This window comes from Trichocoleus sp. AS-A1 (genome assembly GCF_039962015.1).
Lineage (GTDB): Bacteria > Cyanobacteriota > Cyanobacteriia > Cyanobacteriales > FACHB-T130 > FACHB-T130.
This window is the reverse complement of the sequence record NZ_JAMPKG010000006.1, coordinates 177,334-197,943: the sequence shown is the minus strand read 5'-3', so window position 1 is coordinate 197,943 and position 20,610 is coordinate 177,334. Positions and strand designations below refer to the sequence as shown.

Genomic DNA, 20,610 nt, shown 5'->3' with positions numbered 1-20,610 from the left:
AAGCGATCGCTAAACTGAACAGCCATAAGCAAATAACTCGCTTTACATGGCAGCAGTGGAGTTTGTGATATGACAGGAATCAAGAAGAAACCCGATCTGAGCGATCCAAAACTGCGGGCAAAGCTAGCTCAAGGGATGGGGCATAACTACTATGGAGAACCAGCTTGGCCTAACGATCTGCTTTATATTTTTCCAGTAGTGATTTTAGGAACCATTGCATTGTGTGTAGGGCTGGCAGTTCTCGATCCGGCGATGATAGGAGAACCGGCAAATCCTTTTGCGACCCCTCAAGAGATTTTGCCAGAGTGGTATCTCTATCCAACGTTTCAAATATTTCGCGTTGTTCCTAACAAACTATTGGGAGTTGTACTCAATGCTTCGATTCCCTTGGGCTTAATCGTAATTCCTTTCATCGAAAACGTTAACAAGTTCCAAAACCCATTCCGTCGCCCAGTTGCCACAGTTGTTTTCTTAGTGGGTACCTTAGTTACACTCTGGCTAGTAATTGGTGCTACTTTACCGATTGACAAATCCCTGACTTTGGGTTTGTTCTAAAGTTGCTGAAGCGTGGCAGTTATTTCAAAGCGATCGCCTCCAGCACCGAAATCTAGCAGAGAAAACGCGATCGCATATTTATCTAATACTTCCGAAGACTGGTGTCTGTAAAAAACTGAGCCATGAGACTGATTACTGAATTTCAGACTTTTAGAAGATTCAATCACTATCAGAGGATAGAGGCTACGGAGTCTTTGCTTTTTGTAAAGTAGGTGTCAGCCTAAAGTTTAAAAGTTACCAAAATCTATGGCAGTACCAGGCAAAGAAGGTTCAGGCACAGACCCAATGAGTGAAGCGATCGCTACAGCAATTCAGTTTGCTAAATTGGCTTCTGATACATTGCAGTCAACTGCTGAAAACGTTACTAGCACGACTACTGCTGTAGGAGAAACGGTTGGATCTGCGGCTGTGCGCTTCGTGGAGCAGGGAACGGAAAACGTAGGCAAAATCGTCACCCCAATCGCTGAAAATCCAGTCGTGAAGTTTGCTGCCAAGGTTCCAGGCATCAATTGGTTAACGACTGCATTGGGTCAAGTTGATGCCCAAAAAGCTCAGAATGAGGTAAACAAGCTCCGACAAGAATATCCTCTAGAAAGCTCTGAGCAGCTTGCTCACCGAATTATTGTGGACACCTCCCTGAAAGGCGGGGGAGTTGGATTACTCACTAACTTCGTGCCTCCGATAGCGCTCACTCTGTTTGCAGTCGATGTGGCAGCGGTTACAGCGCTTCAAGCAGAGATGATCTACCGCATTGCGGCTGCATACGGTTTTCCGTTAGAAGATCCAACTCGACGAGGCGAAGTTCTAGCCATTTTCGGTTTGTCTGTTGGCGGTTCTGGAGTCCTGAAAGTTGGACTAGGCTTTATCGAACTCTTGCCTGTAATCGGTGCTGTGGTTGGAGCGTCGAATAACGCTGCATTGCTTTACTCGCTGGGATCTGTCGCCTGTCGATTCTACGAAGCGAAAAGAAAGTTCAAAGCTCAAGCTGAGGGGAATGGTGTTGGGAGTATTGCTAGCTAGTTCCTAAAAGCGCTTGTTCAGTAAAGAAGAAAAGGTTTCATGACTCTCTTGGTTGGGCGATCGCAAAATAGCTACCAACTCCAGATTGGGCAAACTTCACCCCCCACTTATTCGTTACTCGTTAATCATGCCAGAAGCGATCGCTTCCAATTTCTGTGCATCATGCACCGTAATTTTTCCACCGCGACTGTAAGCCATAACTGGCTTCAAACTTTTAAATAGTCGCACGCACTCCTCATAGGTAATACCAATACTGCGAGCCATTTGATAATAAGAAAGCTTCTCCTTCAAACACTGACCTTCCGCCGCTGGAGAGGTACCATATCGAGTTGCAGAATACTGAATCAATCTAGCTAAGCGCACAATTGCCCGCTCAGAAACCAATCCATGCACCGTTTCATGGAGTTGTTGCAGCCTAGAATTGAAAACCATCAGCATTCGTAAGGCAATTTCCGGGGTTTGCTGAATGGCTTCTAGAAGAGCATCTCGTTTTACCGTCAGAATTTGAGAATCACACTCAGCAGTAACGGTCGCTGGGGCAATTCCATCACCCAATAAGGCGGGAGCCGCAAAGATCTCTCCTGGTGGTAAGGTACGGAGAATCGTTTCCTTGCCGGTTATTGCCGTTTTAACGACTTGTAAGGAACCGCTCAGGAGAGCATATAGCTTTGCAGGAAGGCGATCGCCTTCCTGCATGACAATCTCTGTTTGGCTGTAGTTCTGCACTTGCGTGTGGGGTTGTAAACGCTCTAATTCTGGCAAAGTTAAATCTACAAAAACCAAAATCCGAGAAAGCTGTTCGACCGTTGCCTGCATTTTTTCTGAGCTTCGAGAAGACGATAAGACGACAAGAAAATCATGGGAGCATCCTACCCAATGTATGCGCCCACACCCTTCAGGGCGGGGCTGGCGCATCCAAAGGGTGCCGGGAGCAGCCTGAAGAATTTTAGCCTGCCCAGAGCAGGCTTCGTTTATGTAGCCCCAAGCTTCAGAGTCAGGTTTCCCAGTTTTATTTAATGTTTCTCTAGCCGTGAAAGCAAGTTAAAAAAGTCTTTGCCTTGACAAAATGTAGTCATAATGAGTACGCTTAATAGAAGTTCATCATTCAGATCGCTTGTAGTCAAGGAGTGAAATTCATGTTTCCTAATCGAGAAGGACAAAAAGTTCCCAACGTCACCTTCCGCACTCGCCGTGACAACGAGTGGGTGAATGTGACGACTAACGACTTATTTGCTGGGAAGACAGTGGTTGTTTTCTCGCTACCGGGTGCTTTTACTCCGACGTGTTCATCAACCCATCTCCCTGGCTACAACGAGTTGGCTAAGGTCTTTCATGAAAATGGCGTTGATGACATTCTCTGTATTTCCGTCAATGATGCCTTTGTGATGAATGAATGGGCTAAATCCCAAGAAGCAGAGAATCTAACTCTGCTTCCCGATGGGAATGGTGAATTCACCGAAGGCATGGGAATGCTGGTTGATAAAGCTGAGTTAGGCTTTGGGAAGCGGTCGTGGCGTTATTCCATGCTGGTGAAGGATGGCACGATTGAAAAGATGTTTATTGAGCCAGTTGTGGAGGGAGACCCCTTTGAGGTGTCTGATGCCCAGACAATGCTCAACTATATCAATCCTGAGGCAGCAAAGCCTCAGATCGTTTCCCTGTTCACAAAAGTAGGTTGTCCTTTCTGCTCTCGTGCAAAGGTGATGCTGAAGGAGCATGGGTTGGATTACGAAGAAATTGTCTTAGGCAAAGAAATTACTACTCGCTCTTTACGGGCTGTCACAGGCGGAACAACGGTTCCCCAAGTATTTATTGATGGCAAGTTGATTGGGGGTTCTGAGAAGCTAGAAGCTTACCTCAGTGCTAGATAGAAGAAGGCAAAAAACAGCCAGTCACCTCAAGTAAGCGATTCTGTCCTTAACTGAGTCCTTAACTGAGGAAAGAGCGATCGCTTCTAGATTTTGTCCTAGGCGCGATCGCTCTCGCATTTATGTTGGTTAGCGATCGCTCCTATGAGCGTAACTTCCGGGGAAAGCGATCGCTCCTATGAGCGTAACTTTCGGTGAAAGCGATCGCTTACCTACACCAAAACCCCTGAAAGCTAACGATAACTTGTTAGAGTAAACAATAAGGGGTTAGGAAATTAGGATATGGATAAACAATTCCAACACCGGATGCTGCCTCAATCGACCCATGACGAGTTAGCACGCCAAAACTTTGTCAATAGCTTAAAAAGCTACCTGACAAGCCAGATCACCCCAGGAAATAAAGCAATTTACGAGAAGCGGCTTAAACCACAGTTTGAGCAGGAGCATCAGCGATCGCCTCAAGATCGGCATGAAGTTCGCCGTCTGATGCAGCACGAACCCTATTACCGAATGTGGGGTGCATTGCGGCGTACCACTCAAGAAATGATGTGGGATTCAGTCAACACGAGCGTCGATCGGCAGCTTGTCGATTTAATTGAGCAGGCGCGGGACAAGGATAGCCCTTTGGGTTCTTTAACCTTAAATGCAGATTTAAAAATACCCGCCTATCACACCGCAGTCGATATTCACTGTATGCCGGGTGGATACCACAGCGAATATACCGAAAACGACATCGCAGCAGGGGCTGTCTACGATCGCGGTGTTTACGTTTATGTAATGGGTCGTCTAGGGCCAATGAATGACGACTTAGGGCAGTCTGTGGTTCGCAATTACTTACAGCCGCAGCATCCCAACTTCCGTCCTCGAAAAATTCTCGACATCGGATGTTCCGTCGGTCACAGCACGCTTCCTTATGTGGATGCTTACCCAGAAGCTGAAGTTTATGCGATTGATGTAGCGGCACCGATGCTGCGGTACGCTCATGCAAGAGCGGAGGCTTTGGGTAAGCGAGTACACTTCTCGCAGCAGAATGGTGAGTCTACAGATTTCCCCGATGAGTCGTTCGATCTGATCGTCTCCCATATTTTGTTGCACGAAGCATCGCCACCAGCGATCGCGAATATTCTGCGTGAATGCCACCGACTGCTAGCACCCGGTGGACTAATGGTTCATGTGGAAGCTCCCCTTTATCAAAACATGGACCCCTACAGCGCCTTCATGTTTGATTGGGAAACGCAAAATAACAACGAACCTTGGTGGAGTGCCATGCGCGATCTAGACTTGGTAGCGCTGACTAGCCAAGCTGGTTTTGAAGCAGATAAAATTACCCCAACTGTTGCTGCTACAGGTGGCTGGAAAGGCACATCCCAAGGAGGCGGTTTTGGCAGTCGGGGCAATTGGTTTCTCTTGGTTGCCAGTAAATAAGTCACCAGTCATTAGCGATCGGCCATCAGTGATGAGTGAGTAACGACTGACTAAAAACTCGTCATGAGACTTCTGGTAAAAATCATCAGATGGTTGATTTGATTGGGTAAAAAAGAAGGAAAAAATAGTTACTTTAACCTTTCCCCGGCTTCTGCAAAAAGTCTATTTCCAGCATTTTTTACCCATTTGTCAATAACGACGAAATACAAATAAAGTTATTCAAGAGAATTTGTAGTAATGGCAAAAAAAGCTAAGGGAAAAAAACCTATTTATTTTGAAAATCCCGAAAGCGACAAGTTACTGGCAATGGTTTTGGCGCTAACTGGGGAAGTCTCTGTTCTACACGAACGTCTCGATACAGTTGAACGGTTGGCTCAAACAAAAGGTCTGATTTCGATTGAAGAAATTGAGAATTACCAGCCAAGTGAGCAGGTAGAACAAGAGAGAGAACAGTGGCGACAAGCCTATCTCGATCGAATTCTACGGGTTGTCAAAGAGGAACTGGATACATTAACTGAATAAGCAGAATATAAAAGTCACAAATCCTAAATTTATAGATTGAGATTGAGCAGATTTAAACTTGTTCCAGGTATCTTGATGATGAAACGTTGGTTGAACTGGGTTGTATTTGGCACTAGCCTACTGGTGACGCTGCCGCTAGGAGCGATCGTTTCTGCTCAAAGTGTCATTAACAAAGCCACTTGCACCTACAATGGCAAGCCACTTTACGGCAAAATAAAAATTGTTGAAAGCTTGCCAGATATCAAGGTAAAGATTGTCTCATCCTCCCCGGATTTAATCGTCGAACCTGTCACCGCTTTTCCCCAACGGTGCGGTCAGTGGCAATTTGTTGAATCTTTTCCCGATCTCAAGGTGCAAATTGTCGAGAATTTTCCCGATATCCAGATTCAGTTTGTCAATAACTTTCCCGGCGTTCGTTAAGAAACTAACACGGCGTGCGACTTTCTGTATTTCTGCCTCTCTTGCCAAGGGAGGTTAAGAAAAAGTTGCACACCGCGTAAACTAAGAATTAAAAATTGAGGCTTTTTAATTTTTAATTGTTCCCTAGCCTGGATATTGTGCTTGCCAGCGTCGCTGGGGACCCATGTCCAGATGCAGCATATAGGGCACATACATATAGGTCGCTAAACCGCCTTCCCACCAATCCAGCATCTTTGCGAGCTGTCGCCCGGTGTAGCCCTCCACCCTGAAATCAACAGCACCGCCCGTCATCGGTTGATTTTTGGACGCGCCATGAACCTTAGCCCCAAAGGGTTTGTGATGATACCAACTGGTGATCAGGAAAGGCTTACCAATCTGGTCTCTGGCAACTTGTAGCTGCTTGGCAAGAGCGATAATATTCTCCACGACTTCTAGATTTTCGGGGAGATGGCGATCGCCATTAGGAATCGCGTCTGCCCACGTCAAGTCACCACCCGCAATGATCGGATCGTTCAGATGAATTTCTGACGAAGACGAATAGGTTGCCAAAGCCAACGGTTGGCTACTTTTGAATGTCAGTTTCTCCATCGCCTCCGGGGCAAGATCGGGGCTTGGGCCATTTAATAAAGCTTGGTGAAACTTCTCTAACTGCTCTGGGTAATTATCTTTGAACCATTGCTCAAGCTCATCAATCGCTTGATTTTGATGCTCTAAATTCTGATAAAACTTAAAGGCATTTGTTAGTTTGAACTCCATATCGGTCGCTCCCTCCAGCGGGCAATTCCCTAAATACCAGCCTACCGCGCAACCTGTACCACTATTCTCTTGTTTCCCAGCTGTAGGTCAGGGAAAACCCGCTCTGGAAGATTATAGAGACTTTTATAAAACTGGCATCTGCTCTTGTAGAACGGCTGCCTCCCCCTTAAGAGGTAACTTTTCTCGGGGTTGCGGGGATGGATGAGCGCCAAAACTGGTTAAAACACTTTCCAAAGTTGGCAGGCATTGAGTCACCTTCTTTGCCCGAATGATCCCGTCCCAAACTGGCTCCAACTTCTTCCACGCCCCAGCATAAACCAAATGCCGCATCCGGTCAGACCAACGATCCTTAGCCCAAGCACCTTGGAAAATATTACTCCAACGGTAAAAATCTTTATAAGCTTGCCAGTAGCCTGCCTCTAGCACCTCCGGCGTCATCTTAGTTGGCTTGTAGACAACATGACGAGTATCGTATAAATCCCAGTTGGAATGAGTAATTCGTCCCTGCGCTGCCATGCGTTTGTACAAAGCAGTATCGGGATAAGGCGTCAAAATGTGAAACGTGGCAGTTTCTAGCCCTTGCTGCACCGCCCATTCAACGGTGCGCTCAAACACGGTTTCATCATCGTCATCCATGCCAAAAACGAAGCTAGCATTCACCATCACGCCCAAATCCCGCAAACGGCGAATCGCAGCGCTGTAATCTCGATTGAGATTTTGATATTTATGCTGTTCTTTGAGATTCGTCGGGTTAAGGGTTTCAAAGCCAACAAACAAGCTGCGTAAGCCACATTCGACTGCTTTTTCCAACAATCCCGGCTGCAAGATAGATTGTACCGTTGCGGCTGCTTGCCACACGCGCCCCATCCCCTTCATCCCCTCAAACAACGCGGCGGCGAATTCAGCGTTGCCAAACAGATGATCGTCGAGAAAATAAAGATGATGCCCTGGTAGCCGCTCAATCTCAGCCAGTGCATCGTCTACAGGTTGCGTATAGAAAGATTTACCGCCTTTAAAGAAAGCTTCTTTGTAGCAAAAATCGCAGGTGTGAGGACAACCCCGCGAAACGACAATGGAGTTCGGAATTAGGTAAAGATGGCGTTTAATTAAGTCGCGGCGAATGGGAGGAACGCCGAGGAGCGATCGCAGCTTCGACTGATACACTTTACCAGGGTGTCCCGCCCGGAAATCTTGGAGAAATTCAGGCCACGTATCTTCACCAGGACCCAGGAAAATTGTATCCGCATGGGCAGCAGCTTCTTCTGGAAGGGAGGTAACGTGCAATCCACCCAGACAAATGTATGCGCCTTTTTTACGGTAATGGTCGGCTAATTCGTAAGCTCGGTAAGCTGAGGTGATATAAACCTGAATCACTACCAAATCTGGCTCATCATCTAAATCCAGTCGCTCAACGTGTTCGTCTTGCAGGATAATTTCATCATCTTCGCTGAAAAAACTGGCAATCGTCGCTAATCCCAGTGGCGGAAACAGCGAATATTTAATCGGTCGCCAGTGGGGGCTGAGGGCTTCAGTCAAAGCCGGTAAAATCATTTTGACCTTCATTCAGAAAGCTCCTGCGACGATTGGTAGGTTTCTGGGCACCGATTCTAACCGGCAATCTGCTTAACAGTCGCTTACGATGACGATAGTCAGATTAATTCTTCATATCTATGACAATTACTCAACTATTCAACGCCGCTAATCTGTTTGTTCTGCCTTTCTGGGCGCTAATGATTTTTCTACCCAACTGGGGCGTGACGAAGCGGGTGATGGAATCTTATCTCCCCTTTGTGGCTTTAGCAGGTTTATATGTGTATTGGTTTTTTACATCCATTACACCGGAATCTGCTCAAGCGATGTCCAATCCTCAACTCGCGGATATTGCTCGATTCTTTGCCGACGAGAAAGCAGCTGCGATTGGGTGGGTTCATTTCCTGGTAATGGATTTGTTCGTTGGTCGCTATATCTACTGGGAAGGACAGCGTACTGGTGTCTGGACAATCCACTCGCTGGTGTTGTGCTTATTTGCAGGGCCAATGGGACTGTTGTCTCATATTTTGACAAAGTGGGTGACAAATAAATTTTTCTTTCCAACTGGAACCGATTCCGTAGCTGCCTCGACTCCAACTTCACAGGCGTAAGAGAATTTTGGATTTTGGATTACAATCTAGCGGTGTAAAAAGGTTAGTTTTAACATTTGCACGAGTCGTAAATTGTCAATCTAAAATTCGCAATCAATTCATTATCAAATAGAGAGAATAGATGTATGCGTACCCTAGCGGTTGACATTGGCGGCAGTGGCATCAAGGTGATAGTCTTAGACGAAGCTGGAGAGCCACAAACAGAACGTAGTCGAGTAGAGACTCCAGCTCCAGCCAAACCGGAGCCTGTGATTGATGCGATCGCAAGTCTTGCTGCCGCAGCAGGTGAATTTGACCGCGTATCTGTTGGTTTTCCAGGTGTTGTGCGCGACGGGGTGACGAAAACGGCGGTTAATCTAACTCCAGAGTGGATTGGATTCGATCTGGCAACCGTGCTGAGCGATCGCTTGGGCAAGCCGGTGCGGGTGGCAAATGATGCCGATATTCAGGGAATGGGGGCAATTTCCGGCAAGGGTGTTGAGTTGGTCATTACCCTTGGCACCGGCTTTGGTTCCGCCTTGTTTGTAGACGGGAAACTGGTACCCAATCTGGAACTGGGTCATCATCCGTTTCGCAAAGGGGAAACCTACGAAGAGCAGATGGGGCGTGCTGCTTTGGATAAAGTCGGTAAGGAAAAATGGAATAATCGTCTAGAAAAAGCGCTCGCATCTCTTCAACATTTGTTTAATTACGATTCTCTTTATATCGGCGGCGGCGAAGCGAAAAAAATCGCGTTTGAGTTACCGTCAAACACGAAAATCGTGCCCAATGTGACAGGTTTATTGGGTGGAATTGCTTTATGGCGGGATTAGAATGAATTAGAAATGTAAAATTAAAAAAGAGTCTTTTTGCATTTAATTTTACATTTTTAGTTTTTAATTGGAGATCGCTATGGTACAAGCTCCTGCACCCATTTCTGAGGTTAAAACCCCAGGCTATACGACTGAATTGAGCGAACTCGCGATCAACCTGATTCGGAAAGCTGGGTGCGAGTACGGAGATGTCCGCTTTTGCTCCTACCGAACTCAGAATCTTTATGCACGCGATCGCTCTTTGAGCAATTTGTCAGACAATGTCAATTCTGGTTTTGGGGTGCGGGTGCTGCTAGATGGCGCTTGGGGTTTCGCTGCCAGCCATAACAAAACTCCGGCAGAAGTTGCCAGAATTGTTGCCTTAGCGGTAGACATCGCCAAAGCCAGTCGCCTTTCCCAACTCACGCGGGTGCAGTTAGTTCCCGTTGAAGCGCACCGGGATACTTACATCACTCCGATCCAGATTGACCCTTTTACGGTGCCAATTGCTGAAAAGGCAGAACTGCTGCTGAATGTGAACGAGCAGTTGTTGAATTATGGCGATCGCGGCATCAAAAAAGCCTATTCTTACCTCAGCTTCAGCCGCGAAGACAAAACCTTCGCTTCTACAGAAGGCTCTCTCATTCACCAAACAATCTACCGTAGCTATCCGGGATTTGGCTGTACAGCGATCGCCAATGGCGATGCTCAAAGCCGCAGTTACGAACGCCCACCCTTGAACATCGGGTATGAGCATATCGATCAGTCAGATATCCTTAGCCAAGTCGATCGGGTTGCGGAAGAAGCGATTGAGAAAGTTCACGCGCCTGTTGGTCCTTCGGGGATTCGTTCGACTTTCATTCTCAAGCCGACTAACTTATTTTTGACCATTCACGAATCAGTCGGACATCCCACAGAACTCGATCGCGTGTACGGCTACGAATCCAACTTTGCAGGCACTAGCTTTGCCACAACTGATAAATTAGGCAAACTGCAATATGCCGCACCTTGGGTGAATTTTAAATGCGATCGCACTCAGCCGGGAGGACGCAGTACCGCAGGCTACGACGATGAAGGAGTTGCCTCACAAGATTGGTACGTTGTTAAGGATGGTACTTTAGTAGACTATCTAACAGACCGCGAAACTGCCCATCGACTCGGACGCCCCAGCAGTAACGGTTGCGCCTATGCTGATAGTTGGTCAAGCGTGCCGATGGTTCGCATTCCCAACTTAGGGCTAGAACCAGGGCCAGAGGGAGGCAGCCACACCGCCACTTTAGCCGAGATGATTGCTGACACCGAAGACGGGATTTTAATCGACGGAATTGGTAGTTTCTCCATCGATCAACAGCGCCGCAATTTCCAATTTGGCGGCGATGCTTTCTGGAAAGTCGAGAAAGGGAAAGTGGTAGGGATGCTCAAAAATGTTACCTACCATTCAATGACAACTGACTTCTGGAATAGCGTGGATGCAGTTGGTCCCGCCTCAGAATGGATGCAGTGCGGTGCTAACAATTGCGGTAAAGGTGAACCGATCCAAATTGCCCAAATGACTCACGCCTGCGTACCCGTGCGAGTGCGCGATATTCAGATTGGCAGTTCCTCGTGATTTGAAATGGAGATGCGATCGCATCCCTATCATCTTCAATTTCTAAGGCGATCGCTATCTTCCTACAGAAAAAGTAGATTATTTTTTCTAATTTTAGATAATTTAACAGCAAAATTCCCGAAAACTCTGCCAATTATTTAAGAATTTTCCTCTGAATGAATCGGTGCTAACGATATTTCAGAACTAGCCATATTATTAATTTCTGGAATAGCAGATAACACTGCCGAGATAAATTTTTGAAATAAACGTTTAAATTCTTCTGGTGCGATCGCATCCAGCATCCAATGATGAACTGCCACTAGCAGATCGCTATCGCCGACAACTGCGATCGCAAAACTCAGACTAGAAACCTGTTCGGCATAAAATTGCCTGTGCAATAAAGCGTCTAAAAATTCTCGGCTTAGTTGACCGTGAACCGCTGCTAAAGGTGATAACAAAGTAAAAAACTCACCCGTTTTTGCCATTCTTATTTCTACCTGCAACTGTCCTCCCGACAACTTAACGATTGAAGGAGGAAAGGGGAGCGAAATAGTGCAGCCACCCGATTCATTTAAAATTAATTTAGATGAATTATCTGGTTTACTTATTGCTGCTAAACCAGCATTTACATCGTCTTTCAGCAAAATTTTGACCTGAATAAAATATAGTTTTCCCTACTATTTACAGCAGAAAAAGCAAATTCAAACGATTAAGTAGAAACGCGATCGCTAATCGAACGAACCTACCTACCCCTACGCCTTCTAGAGTTATTACCCATTTGCTCTAATTCTGCTAACCTTTCGGGATCAATATTAGATAAAGCTTGATTAGCTTGCTTGTCTTGGATATCTTCCCGTCCGCTTAAGTCTTTAGCAATTTTATCGCTAACAGCGGGAACATAATTCCCGACAAAACCATGTCCCTTAGTTTTACCCACGCTATGAACTGTTGATTTAGCGTGTCCTCCCGTACCAATAGCAGAGTCTATCCTGCTACCAATGTGGCTATAAGTCCCGACGGCAAAACTAACTGGGTCAAATCCACCCACATATAGGTCGGTTTTTAATATTGAAGACGGATGCTGTACAGCATTTCCGGCAAAAATTAATTGGATATAAGTATTCATATCCTCCTTAGCGCGATCGCTAGCCATCCTCTTAGCGGCTTCCTCTCGCGCCGCTGCCGCTAACATTTCTGGGTCTATACCTAGTCCCATATCATTTTCTTGATAGAACAGAGCAAAATCTTGATAGATTTTGAGAACTGCGGGGTCTTGTCTTGCTAATAATAGATATTCTTGTTTCAAAACTTCGTGTACATTTCTAACTGCATTGTCAGTTTTAATCGTTCCTCGGCTGTGAGCAGAAACAGTAACCCGTGTTTTGCGGCGCACCGCATCTAGCATGATTTCTTCCTGCTTCTCTGTTGCTTCGTCGTCAACTTGGACTTTTCCTTTGAGGCAGTCAATCAGATCGGCTACCACACCACCCCGTTGAGCGCTATAGGTGTAAAGAACATCTATGGCATTCTGTCCTAATGCGGCATCGTCTTGAGCATCTAGCGCTTCGTTGACTGATTCTTGCAATGCTGCGGCGCTTAAAAGTCCCGATTTTGGCGCTACTTGCATACCATTGATATGAGTGACAGAGGGGTACCAATCTCCTAGAGAGACGGGTTGTGGATAGGGTGCTACGCGAGGTGCTTTGCCGTTAAAACCAGTCACCAAACCCATTGCGAAATAAACGACTTTCCCATTTCCTAATTGCGTGCGCTTAACCTCCTCAATTATCCGATTTGGCGCTCGCCCTGACACTCGATATTGCTTGCTGTCAAAATCACTAAAATTGCTGCCTTTGCCAACACTTTGTTTCTCAGCAGAAAAAGCTCCACTTCGGCTTCTTCCTTCCGCTGGAGCCTGCTGGTCATTATCTTGAAGTTTCAGGCTAATTTCTGTCTGCTGTTCTATAACTTGGTCGCGCAAGCTAATAACGCCCGATCTTCTAGGATGCAGATCTGAGAATTTATCTAGACAGCGATCGATTGCCTCTAATAACTCACCCAGCAGAATGCTATCTGCACCTGCCTGTTGTACTTTCTTCAGTGCTTCATCAACTTTTTTTAGTTCGGAGGGACGACGGGACAAGGAAACCGAAGTTGCTGCTTGAAACGCTTTCACTCCCATAATTTCTTTTGCTTGAATGAGTGGCAGTTCCCCAGTCTGCGTATCATTCAATCTCATGATTTGAGAGCCAGGGGACAATTCAGATGATTTCTGTATTTGCCGCTGTACCTGACCCCCATTCTGCTGCACCACATGAGTTAACTCGTGCGCCAACAATTCTTGTCCCCCGCGGCTCCCTGGATTGTATTCCCCCTGCCGAAAAAAGATATCTTGACCCGTAGTGAAAGCTTTGGCTTGAATTGATTGATTTAGCTGGTGAGATTGGGCATCAGTATGAATTTTGACACTACTGAAGTCTGCGCCAAATGCCTTTTCCATTGGTTCTCGGATGCTTTCTGAGAGGGATTGTCCGCTCCCTCTAGCTTGTTGGATGGATGTTTCCAGATCCGCTGTTGCAGCCATTCCATCCGCTCCAGACTGACGCTGCACTATTGGCTTCATCTGGAGTTCGTCTTCTTCATCGAGTTGGGGCGTATCTTGCCGCTGAATGCTGCCTTCTGGTTTCTGCTGGAGTTTTTCCTCCTCATCCAGTTGGGGCATTTCGTCTCGCTGGACAGTTTCACCCGAAGCTGACTGTTTAGGCGCAGGTGCGTTATTAATCTGACTCACGACTTGAGCCGCTACCCGATCTGCCTCTTGTTCGTACCGATCCCCTGGCTCTCCAATCGTCAGTTTTGCCTGAATTGGTTGGGGTGTTGATATTTGGCGGGGAGCAAATAGGTTGGGGATTTCCAATAAGTTAATGCCTTGGCGTTGCGTACTTTCTCTTTTCTGCTGCCAAAAGGCATCCATCTTTGCCTGTAATACCGTTAGTCGTTCCTGTCCCTCTGGCGTTATGCTGCCTAGTTTCGCCTGTATTTCTAGCCCGGTCGCCTCAAACTTATGCTGGTCAAATGCTTGATTTTCTATTTCCTGCTGGGTAGGAGGCAGCTGCGAATCAGGTTTTGGTTGGATTGCAAAAGAGCGCGACTGAATGCTGTGGCTGTTTTTCTGGTTAGAAGCGGGATTCCAAGAAGAAGATTTTCGTATTCTTTCGTAGGTCATCTCTCGCCTCTATTCCAGAATTGCAAAATAATATTTCTTTCTTGTCAATACTATCTTTAGTACCTTGTTTTAGCATAAATGTAATATTTTGTAACTAGAATAAAGCAAGCTGGGATAACCTATTGGGATGTAAAGATAGAAAACTCACGGACATCAGAACGACTGACTGTTGCAGCGTTGCTGAATTTACGAATAATCTGGCACTCTGGAATAGAGGTTTTAATTATTTTGTTGATTGGCATTTGAAAAGCCTCGCACCCGAAATCAAAACGCGATCGCATCGCTTCATCCCAGACTCAACCATCCACAAATCTCAGAATTATCGTGACTCTAGCAACAGCACCCAGTTTAATCAGTAAAGATCGGGCGATCTCTCTATTAGAAGAAGTTATTAAACAGTCGGAAGCAGAGGAGGTATTTGTCAGCCTCAGCACTGGTGAAGAATCCCTCAGCCGCTTCTCGGAAAATCAAATTAGCCAAAATATTAGTAGCACTCAGTTTAAGCTCACCATCACCAGTTACTTCGGACGCAAGAGCGCCTCTAGTTCTACGACAGATTTAGATTCAGATGCGATCGCATCTGCCATCAAACGCTCGGAAGAACTTGCCCGTTTCGCCCCAGAAGATCCGGAGTGGGTGCCACTGCTAGAACCTCAAGTTTACGAAGAGCGCACCCCAGCCTTCGATCGAGCAACAGCAACCCTTTCACCGCTAGCACGGGGCGAAATTATCCAGCGTGTCTGCGCCATGAGTGCCAAGGCGGGAGTGGATGGTTCGGGAACCCTGAGTACAGAAACGAACTTATATGCGATCGCAAACTCGCGGGGACTACGCGCCTGCAATCAAACTACAGAGGCAGATTTCAGCTTTACCTCTCGCATTGGCGATGGTTCCTCGTGGTCTAATCGCTCCGCGTGGGCGCTTGAACAGTTGCCAATTGAGGAATTAACCCAGCAGCTAATTGAGCGGGCAATCAAGTCGCGCCAACCCCGCGAAGTCCATCCTGGCGCATATCCAGTTGTCTTTGATGGAGCCGCTTTCGCCGCTTTGCTCCCTTGGCTCGTCTGGAATTTGGATGCACGCGCAGCAGATGAAGGGCGGTCGTTTATGTCTCGCACTGATGAGTCAGGCAAACCCGCTGGTAACCGTTTGGGCGAAGCAATGTTTAGCCCCATCGTACAAGTACAGCGAAATGCCGCTCATCCTCTGTTGCAGTTAGGCACTTTCTTTGGCGATGGATTAAGCAATGACTACAAAGAAGTCATTCAGGACGGTATCCCTCAAACGCTTTCCTATAGCCGCTACTGGGCGGCACAGCAGGGCAAAAAGCCGACAGGCGCGATGTATCCAATTGTGATGACTGGCTCAGATCGAAGTCTAGCTGACCTAATCGCCCAGACAGAGCGAGGAATTTTGGTGAGTCGGGCTTGGTACGTGCGCTATGTGAATCCTCGATCATTAGTCGTAACGGGAATGAGTCGTGATGGCACCTTCTGGATCGAGGATGGTCAAATTGCTTACCCAATTAAAAACTTGCGCTTTAACCAGAGTTTGCCTGAAATGCTGCGGGATGTGGATGCTCTGAGTACAGTCCAACGCTATGGCAGCAGTGTTGTGCCTGGGGTGCGAGTGGGGGCGTTTAATTTTAGCAGCGTGACTGACAGCGTTTGATTTATAGAGGTTCTGGGCAGCAGTTTAGAATCCAAAACAAGCAGCGATAGGAATAACGCGCGATCGCAAAGTATATCGCGCCGATGATTCGGTTCCTTGTGTTTGTCAGCTAAATGTCCGCTAAACCATCAATATCAACCGTTTCTAGTTAATATTGAAATTCGCAGACATTCTATATAAAGCCGAGTTTCAATTTGACCTTGTCCCATCTCAATTTTTATGACCCCGAACAGCGCCCCTGGCCCAATTCCCGTCTCGATTGTGCCAGTATCATTGGGCATACTACTCCCACTAGCACCCGCCTGTGGTTCCGGGCGTCTTCCCCTGGAGATTACTGGCTAGTATTTTCTCGCCATCAAATTCCTACCAATGGCACTCCGGAGATAATCAACGACGAAAAAGGGCATTGGTTGCGATTAACCTCTCCCAGTATTTCCCAAGAAATTTATAGCGTTACTCTTGTCCCACTCCAACTTAATCAAGAGCATGACTTAACAGGTGTAGTAGCCCTAAAAAATCTCCAACCCGATACTCGCTATTATTACGCTCTATTTCACTTGGATAGAGAAAACCCCTGGGAACTGGGCAACGAACAAAACCTGTCATTTCAAACCTTTCCAGAACATCCCACAGAGGTGAATTTTGGGATGTTCAGTTGCCATATGCCCTACGATGAGCATCAGCTCCTCAATTTGGAAATGTGGGATAAATTTAAGCAAGAATTATTGGATACAAATGCAAATTTTTTGATAGGTACTGGCGACCAAGTATATGTGGATGGAGAAGGAAATAAACAATTAAATATCTGGAGCTGGTTGAAGAAGAACAAAAAACAAAACCCTTCTAAAATCGATATGATTTCCTGGTATCGAGATATCTATCGGGGTTATTGGGGCATCCCCCAGGTGCAACAACTTTTTCAAACTTTTTCCACATATATGATCTGGGATGACCATGAAATTATGGATGGTTGGGGTTCTTATACACCCAACGAATTAGCCGCACAGCTAGATACTTCATGGCAGTTGCGAAATACTCAAGAACATTTGCGGCTAGCAAATGAAATGTTTGAGGCGGCTAAGCAAGTTTATCAAGAATACGAACATTCTCATAATCCTCCTACAGATACCAGTATTGATCAATTTGACTATCAGTTCAATTGTGGATTCTGTAGTTTTTATGTATTAGATATGAGGGGACATCATGATTATAATCGGCAAGAGCTGCGTCTTTTAGGTGCCGAGCAGTGGAAACGTTTTGACGGTTGGCTAAATTCCCAATATGATTCTGAATCCCGCGTTTTATTTATTGTGTCGCCAGTTCCAGTCGTTCACTTTAAGAGCTTTGCTGTTAATAATTTAGACATCCCCTATTGGAAGTACACTGATGATTTACGAGATCATTGGGATCATAAATCTAATTGGGCAGAACGAGATCAACTATTAAAGAAGGTTTTTGAGGTTTCCCAAAAAACCAAGAAACCTATTGTATTTTTGAGCGGAGATGTACACATGGGAGCTGCTTTCAAGTTATCCCACGAGCAATCTCCATCGGCTAAAGTGTTTCAGCTTACTTCTAGCGGTATCGCCTATGCATCTTTAAGTAAATTTGCTATGAACATATTACAAAAGATAGTCATTGATGAAAATTTTATTGAAAGTAATGAAACTAAAAGTCCCTACAAAATAGAAAAAATATATGTATGTACTAAAAATAATTTTAGCTTGCTTCATGTAAAACAACTTGCCGATGGAGCGTTATCTATTATTTTTGATTTGTTTAGTAGTGACTACGGAAATAAAACTTTTGATAGAGAAAGAATCGAGTTAAACAAGGTTTCATAGAAGTAGCGAATTGTTAAAATTAACGCCGTGGTTTAGGTTCCCAAAACATTCTGGAGACGCTAAAAGACTGTTGTTGAGACACAATGATAAAAATAATTAAAGGAAAAGAAGGTTAGCTTTATCTGAAAAGGATTGGTTTTCGATATCATTACATCAACGACATTTTCCATCAGATAGATATGTTTGAAGAATTATTTACAACCCCTACCGAGACTAATCTTGACTTAGCGATCGCTCGTCGTCCCCGGAAGGGAGTCATTATTGGTGCAGGTCAGGTCGGAATGGCTTGCGCTTACTCAATCCTGATTCAAAACACCTTGGATGAAATGGTGATTGTTGATGTTAATCGAGAAAAGCTAGAAGGGGAAGTCATGGATTTAGTCCACGGGCTACCCTTTGTCGAACCCAGCTTAGTACGAGCAGGAACCCTAGAAGATGGGGAAAATGCGGATATTGTAATTGTCACAGCAGGAGCAAAACAAAAGCCTGGAGAAAATCGGTTAAGTTTGGTGCAGCGCAACATCGAAATCTTTAAAAACTTGATTCCAGAAATCGTGAGATGTTCTCCAGGAGCGATTCTCTTAATCGTCTCGAATCCAGTAGATATCATGACCTATGTTTCCTGGAAGCTTTCTGGGTTGCCGAGTTCTAGTGTGATTGGTTCGGGCACGGTGTTAGATACAGCTCGTTTTCGCTATCTGTTAGCCCAAAAGTTACAAGTTGACCCGCGTAGTTTGCACGCATACATTATTGGGGAACATGGAGACAGTGAAGTTCCCGTTTGGAGCAAAGCCAATATTGCGGGAATGAATTTATTAGATGTTCATGACAATAATGATTTAACGAAAACTGCACAAATTGACGAGATTTTTCAACAGGTCAAGAACGCCGCCTATGAGATTATCCAACGCAAAGGAGCAACTTGCTACGCGATTGGTTTAGGGGTTACTCAGATTGTGCAAGCAATTTTACGCAATCAAAACAGAGTTTTGACTGTTAGTAGTTTGATAAATGGTCTTCACGGAATTAATGATGTTTGTCTGAGTTTGCCTGCGGTCGTAAATCGTCAGGGTGTTACCAGGGTTCTGAATTTCTCTTTGACCCCTACAGAGTCAGAACAATTGCAACGATCTAGTCAAATCCTGCGCCAAACGATTCAGCAAGTCAACCTTTAATCTCTCAGATATCAGTTTAAGAGGATATTTGAAAAGTAGTATAGCCATTTTAAATCGAATGGCACTGACATAAGAGCCTTGAGATAAATCTCTCACCTTCAAGCTTTTAACCTGTTTTCACAGGTTGAAAGCTTTTGTTCTGGCAGTATTTTAGTCAGTTTTAACTGACCTTAGCTCTTAGCCCAAACTTTAGTTTAGGGTTTTAGTTCAGGCCTTAAGTCAGCGCCATTCATCTTAAATCATTCATGAAATCTTCCATCTCTCTTCTTTCTCTTCCTTAACGCTATGCAGTGCGAAGGCGCGAGCTGAGCGCCATACAGCCCCACTACGAGATCGCTAATGCGATTAATTCTGACAAGCCTTGAGGATTGCTCGATGAGCCTTTCGTAGGGGCGGCTACCGCATAAGTCGCCCAAATGCAGAAAAGGCAGTACCGACTGGATGGTGCCATAACCGACTTCTCAGACATCCTCTGGGTGGGTAGAGTCACTTGAGAGAGCAAATGTGTTGAATGCAATGTGTTTAGGGAACTGCATTGCGTCTCCACTGGTTGAAGAGCGGCACTGCTATGGCTTAGTAAGTATATTTACTTAGCCGTTTGTTCGTGATGAGCAATTTTCCCTCCAACAACTTGCTAAAACTACCTCAACCCTAGATGAAACTTTCTGGGTGCATATTCCATCTTTGGGATCAACTGAAGTATACACAAAGAAAGATGGGCATTTTGTCAAATTATTGTTATCTTTCGTAATAACAGGGAAATGGTTAGACGGTTCAGCGATGTTCAGCCCTTACCCTGTGAGTGCTTCAGCGATTGATAAACATACACTCTCTCTAAAGTCGGAGCTTACCATGAACCAACCTATCGAACTGTCTCTCGAACAACAATTCAGCATCCGTTCCTTTGAAAGCCAAGTGGAGAATATGAGCCGCGAACAAGCTCAGCACTTCTTGGTCAAACTCTATGAACAAATGGTGATGCGCGAAGCTACATACAAGCATCTTCTGAAGCACCAATGGGGCTTAGAGCCAAATCCTCAGGAATAGAGTATCCGTGTCGCAGTGGGCGACCTCCGTCTCTTGCTTTGTTCCTCAGGGGAAAGAAGCTGGGGGTGCTGGGGCGTCAACTTCAGTTTCAAGAAAGTTGAGTTTTAGGAAATTGCTTACGGTTGGAAGCGTTGTCTATTTAAATATCCGAAGGACAAAGATAATATCTTGTAGTAAGGAAGCGTGTTTAAGTAGATGAACGTAGACCAAGATTTCTCGGTTGGCGTGTCAAGCTTGCTGAATTGGTACCGATTTTTCAGAGTTTTGACATGAAGTTGAATAGTTTATGACAAGTTTGGCAGTACTGGCATAAGCGAAATTGGTTTTTTGAGTTTAGGTTTTCGTACTACAAAAATTTTCATACTACAAAAATCAATGCGACAGCTTGATCGCTGTGCAGACATGAGCGAAAGCAAGAACCACTGGCGAATAGACGCTTTGCAGGCACGCCTGCGGGCATAGGCGACGCGATCGCATCAAGTGTAAAATTAAAAATAATCAAGCGCGAGTCTATTGGACTCTCCATGAACTCCTGACTCTCTTGCCCTAACTCAGCACCCA

At 45.6% G+C, this 20,610-nt stretch carries 22 protein-coding genes; 14 read left to right on the top strand and 8 right to left on the bottom strand.

Features of this window, described 5'->3' with window-relative positions; all coding sequences use genetic code 11:
- Positions 1-69: 69 nt before the first annotated feature.
- Entirely contained in the window at positions 70-555 is a 486-nt protein-coding gene (gene petD / locus NC994_RS07085) for a cytochrome b6-f complex subunit IV (protein WP_190437108.1), read from the top strand.
- On the opposite strand, the gene NC994_RS07080 is transcribed toward petD, so the two are convergent.
- Entirely contained in the window at positions 552-722 is a 171-nt protein-coding gene (locus NC994_RS07080) for a hypothetical protein (protein WP_190437106.1), read from the bottom strand. The genes petD and NC994_RS07080 overlap by 4 nt on opposite strands.
- Before the next feature lie 79 nt (positions 723-801).
- Here NC994_RS07080 and NC994_RS07075 point away from each other — a divergent pair, with 79 nt between their 5' ends.
- Positions 802-1,575 carry an EcsC family protein gene (locus NC994_RS07075; protein ID WP_190437104.1) on the top strand — a complete coding sequence of 258 codons (774 nt, stop codon included), beginning with the start codon at positions 802-804 and terminating at the stop codon, positions 1,573-1,575.
- Between the two features lie 114 nt (positions 1,576-1,689).
- On the opposite strand, the gene NC994_RS07070 is transcribed toward NC994_RS07075, so the two are convergent.
- On the bottom strand, positions 1,690-2,391 hold the full coding sequence (locus NC994_RS07070; RefSeq protein WP_190437101.1) for a Crp/Fnr family transcriptional regulator: 702 nt from the start codon (positions 2,389-2,391) through the stop codon (positions 1,690-1,692).
- Between the two features lie 320 nt (positions 2,392-2,711).
- Here NC994_RS07070 and NC994_RS07065 point away from each other — a divergent pair, with 320 nt between their 5' ends.
- The 4 genes from NC994_RS07065 to NC994_RS07050 all read left to right on the top strand — a co-directional run bounded on the left by NC994_RS07065 (position 2,712) and on the right by NC994_RS07050 (position 5,810).
- Positions 2,712-3,446 carry a glutathione peroxidase gene (locus NC994_RS07065; protein ID WP_190437098.1) on the top strand — a complete coding sequence of 245 codons (735 nt, stop codon included), beginning with the start codon at positions 2,712-2,714 and terminating at the stop codon, positions 3,444-3,446.
- Between the two features lie 279 nt (positions 3,447-3,725).
- Positions 3,726-4,868 (top strand): class I SAM-dependent methyltransferase, encoded by a 1,143-nt coding sequence (locus NC994_RS07060; protein ID WP_190437095.1) that lies wholly within the window; start codon positions 3,726-3,728, stop codon positions 4,866-4,868.
- A 237-nt stretch (positions 4,869-5,105) separates the two neighbouring features.
- A complete protein-coding gene (locus NC994_RS07055; RefSeq protein ID WP_190412676.1) occupies positions 5,106-5,390 on the top strand; it encodes a hypothetical protein in 285 nt (94 codons plus the stop codon).
- A gap of 75 nt (positions 5,391-5,465) precedes the next feature.
- Entirely contained in the window at positions 5,466-5,810 is a 345-nt protein-coding gene (locus tag NC994_RS07050) for a hypothetical protein (protein WP_242030583.1), read from the top strand.
- Between the two features lie 123 nt (positions 5,811-5,933).
- Here NC994_RS07050 and NC994_RS07045 read toward each other — a convergent pair whose 3' ends face one another.
- Both NC994_RS07045 and NC994_RS07040 read right to left on the bottom strand, forming a co-directional pair.
- Positions 5,934-6,566, bottom strand: a complete 633-nt coding sequence (locus tag NC994_RS07045; RefSeq protein WP_190437092.1) for a D-Ala-D-Ala carboxypeptidase family metallohydrolase — start codon at positions 6,564-6,566, stop codon at positions 5,934-5,936.
- 123 nt (positions 6,567-6,689) lie between these two features.
- Complete coding sequence (locus NC994_RS07040; protein WP_190437088.1) at positions 6,690-8,129, bottom strand: radical SAM protein; 1,440 nt, start codon at positions 8,127-8,129, stop codon at positions 6,690-6,692.
- A 107-nt stretch (positions 8,130-8,236) separates the two neighbouring features.
- On the opposite strand from NC994_RS07040, the gene NC994_RS07035 reads away from it, so the two are divergent.
- The 3 genes from NC994_RS07035 to NC994_RS07025 all read left to right on the top strand — a co-directional run bounded on the left by NC994_RS07035 (position 8,237) and on the right by NC994_RS07025 (position 11,107).
- Positions 8,237-8,707, top strand: coding sequence for an ABA4-like family protein (locus tag NC994_RS07035; protein ID WP_190437085.1), 471 nt, complete (start codon positions 8,237-8,239; stop codon positions 8,705-8,707).
- A 125-nt stretch (positions 8,708-8,832) separates the two neighbouring features.
- Entirely contained in the window at positions 8,833-9,519 is a 687-nt protein-coding gene (locus NC994_RS07030; RefSeq protein WP_190437082.1) for an ROK family protein, read from the top strand.
- Between the two features lie 79 nt (positions 9,520-9,598).
- Positions 9,599-11,107 carry a TldD/PmbA family protein gene (locus tag NC994_RS07025; RefSeq protein WP_190437079.1) on the top strand — a complete coding sequence of 503 codons (1,509 nt, stop codon included), beginning with the start codon at positions 9,599-9,601 and terminating at the stop codon, positions 11,105-11,107.
- Between the two features lie 137 nt (positions 11,108-11,244).
- On the opposite strand, the gene NC994_RS07020 is transcribed toward NC994_RS07025, so the two are convergent.
- Together NC994_RS07020 and NC994_RS07015 are read right to left on the bottom strand one after the other, a co-directional pair.
- On the bottom strand, positions 11,245-11,730 hold the full coding sequence (locus NC994_RS07020; RefSeq protein ID WP_190437076.1) for a type III secretion system chaperone: 486 nt from the start codon (positions 11,728-11,730) through the stop codon (positions 11,245-11,247).
- A 98-nt stretch (positions 11,731-11,828) separates the two neighbouring features.
- Positions 11,829-14,312, bottom strand: a complete 2,484-nt coding sequence (locus tag NC994_RS07015) for a DUF4157 domain-containing protein (RefSeq protein ID WP_242030582.1) — start codon at positions 14,310-14,312, stop codon at positions 11,829-11,831.
- 324 nt (positions 14,313-14,636) lie between these two features.
- Here NC994_RS07015 and NC994_RS07010 point away from each other — a divergent pair, with 324 nt between their 5' ends.
- The 4 genes from NC994_RS07010 (at position 14,637) to NC994_RS06995 (ending at position 19,002) form a co-directional block, all read left to right on the top strand.
- On the top strand, positions 14,637-15,983 hold the full coding sequence (locus tag NC994_RS07010) for a metallopeptidase TldD-related protein (protein WP_190437073.1): 1,347 nt from the start codon (positions 14,637-14,639) through the stop codon (positions 15,981-15,983).
- Positions 15,984-16,202: 219 nt separating this feature from the next.
- Entirely contained in the window at positions 16,203-16,325 is a 123-nt protein-coding gene (locus NC994_RS07005; RefSeq protein ID WP_277879696.1) for a hypothetical protein, read from the top strand.
- 68 nt (positions 16,326-16,393) lie between these two features.
- Positions 16,394-17,827 (top strand): alkaline phosphatase D family protein, encoded by a 1,434-nt coding sequence (locus NC994_RS07000; protein ID WP_190437070.1) that lies wholly within the window; start codon positions 16,394-16,396, stop codon positions 17,825-17,827.
- A gap of 179 nt (positions 17,828-18,006) precedes the next feature.
- Positions 18,007-19,002, top strand: a complete 996-nt coding sequence (locus NC994_RS06995) for an L-lactate dehydrogenase (protein WP_190437067.1) — start codon at positions 18,007-18,009, stop codon at positions 19,000-19,002.
- A 325-nt stretch (positions 19,003-19,327) separates the two neighbouring features.
- On the opposite strand, the gene NC994_RS06990 is transcribed toward NC994_RS06995, so the two are convergent.
- Positions 19,328-19,453 carry a hypothetical protein gene (locus NC994_RS06990; protein ID WP_277878923.1) on the bottom strand — a complete coding sequence of 42 codons (126 nt, stop codon included), beginning with the start codon at positions 19,451-19,453 and terminating at the stop codon, positions 19,328-19,330.
- A 401-nt stretch (positions 19,454-19,854) separates the two neighbouring features.
- On the opposite strand from NC994_RS06990, the gene NC994_RS06985 reads away from it, so the two are divergent.
- Positions 19,855-20,049 (top strand): NblA/ycf18 family protein, encoded by a 195-nt coding sequence (locus NC994_RS06985; RefSeq protein WP_190412666.1) that lies wholly within the window; start codon positions 19,855-19,857, stop codon positions 20,047-20,049.
- Between the two features lie 358 nt (positions 20,050-20,407).
- Here NC994_RS06985 and NC994_RS06980 read toward each other — a convergent pair whose 3' ends face one another.
- On the bottom strand, positions 20,408-20,575 hold the full coding sequence (locus NC994_RS06980) for a hypothetical protein (protein ID WP_190437063.1): 168 nt from the start codon (positions 20,573-20,575) through the stop codon (positions 20,408-20,410).
- Between the last annotated feature and the right edge of the window lie 35 nt (positions 20,576-20,610).

Excerpts from the sequence above, each read along its gene's own strand:
- petD (WP_190437108.1), top strand. The coding sequence starts at position 70 with ATGACAGGAATCAAGAAGAAACCCGATCTGAGCGATCCAAAACTGCGG.
- NC994_RS07075 (WP_190437104.1), top strand. The coding sequence starts at position 802 with ATGGCAGTACCAGGCAAAGAAGGTTCAGGCACAGACCCAATGAGTGAA.
- NC994_RS07070 (WP_190437101.1), bottom strand. The coding sequence starts at position 2,391 with ATGCAGGCAACGGTCGAACAGCTTTCTCGGATTTTGGTTTTTGTAGAT.
- NC994_RS07065 (WP_190437098.1), top strand. The coding sequence starts at position 2,712 with ATGTTTCCTAATCGAGAAGGACAAAAAGTTCCCAACGTCACCTTCCGC.
- NC994_RS07060 (WP_190437095.1), top strand. The coding sequence starts at position 3,726 with ATGGATAAACAATTCCAACACCGGATGCTGCCTCAATCGACCCATGAC.
- NC994_RS07055 (WP_190412676.1), top strand. The coding sequence starts at position 5,106 with ATGGCAAAAAAAGCTAAGGGAAAAAAACCTATTTATTTTGAAAATCCC.
- NC994_RS07050 (WP_242030583.1), top strand. The coding sequence starts at position 5,466 with ATGATGAAACGTTGGTTGAACTGGGTTGTATTTGGCACTAGCCTACTG.
- NC994_RS07045 (WP_190437092.1), bottom strand. The coding sequence starts at position 6,566 with ATGGAGTTCAAACTAACAAATGCCTTTAAGTTTTATCAGAATTTAGAG.
- NC994_RS07040 (WP_190437088.1), bottom strand. The coding sequence starts at position 8,129 with ATGAAGGTCAAAATGATTTTACCGGCTTTGACTGAAGCCCTCAGCCCC.
- NC994_RS07035 (WP_190437085.1), top strand. The coding sequence starts at position 8,237 with ATGACAATTACTCAACTATTCAACGCCGCTAATCTGTTTGTTCTGCCT.
- NC994_RS07030 (WP_190437082.1), top strand. The coding sequence starts at position 8,833 with ATGCGTACCCTAGCGGTTGACATTGGCGGCAGTGGCATCAAGGTGATA.
- NC994_RS07025 (WP_190437079.1), top strand. The coding sequence starts at position 9,599 with ATGGTACAAGCTCCTGCACCCATTTCTGAGGTTAAAACCCCAGGCTAT.
- NC994_RS07015 (WP_242030582.1), bottom strand. The coding sequence starts at position 14,312 with ATGACCTACGAAAGAATACGAAAATCTTCTTCTTGGAATCCCGCTTCT.
- NC994_RS07005 (WP_277879696.1), top strand. The coding sequence starts at position 16,203 with ATGACCCCGAACAGCGCCCCTGGCCCAATTCCCGTCTCGATTGTGCCA.
- NC994_RS06995 (WP_190437067.1), top strand. The coding sequence starts at position 18,007 with ATGTTTGAAGAATTATTTACAACCCCTACCGAGACTAATCTTGACTTA.
- NC994_RS06990 (WP_277878923.1), bottom strand. The coding sequence starts at position 19,453 with ATGGCACCATCCAGTCGGTACTGCCTTTTCTGCATTTGGGCGACTTAT.
- NC994_RS06985 (WP_190412666.1), top strand. The coding sequence starts at position 19,855 with ATGAACCAACCTATCGAACTGTCTCTCGAACAACAATTCAGCATCCGT.
- NC994_RS06980 (WP_190437063.1), bottom strand. The coding sequence starts at position 20,575 with ATGGAGAGTCCAATAGACTCGCGCTTGATTATTTTTAATTTTACACTT.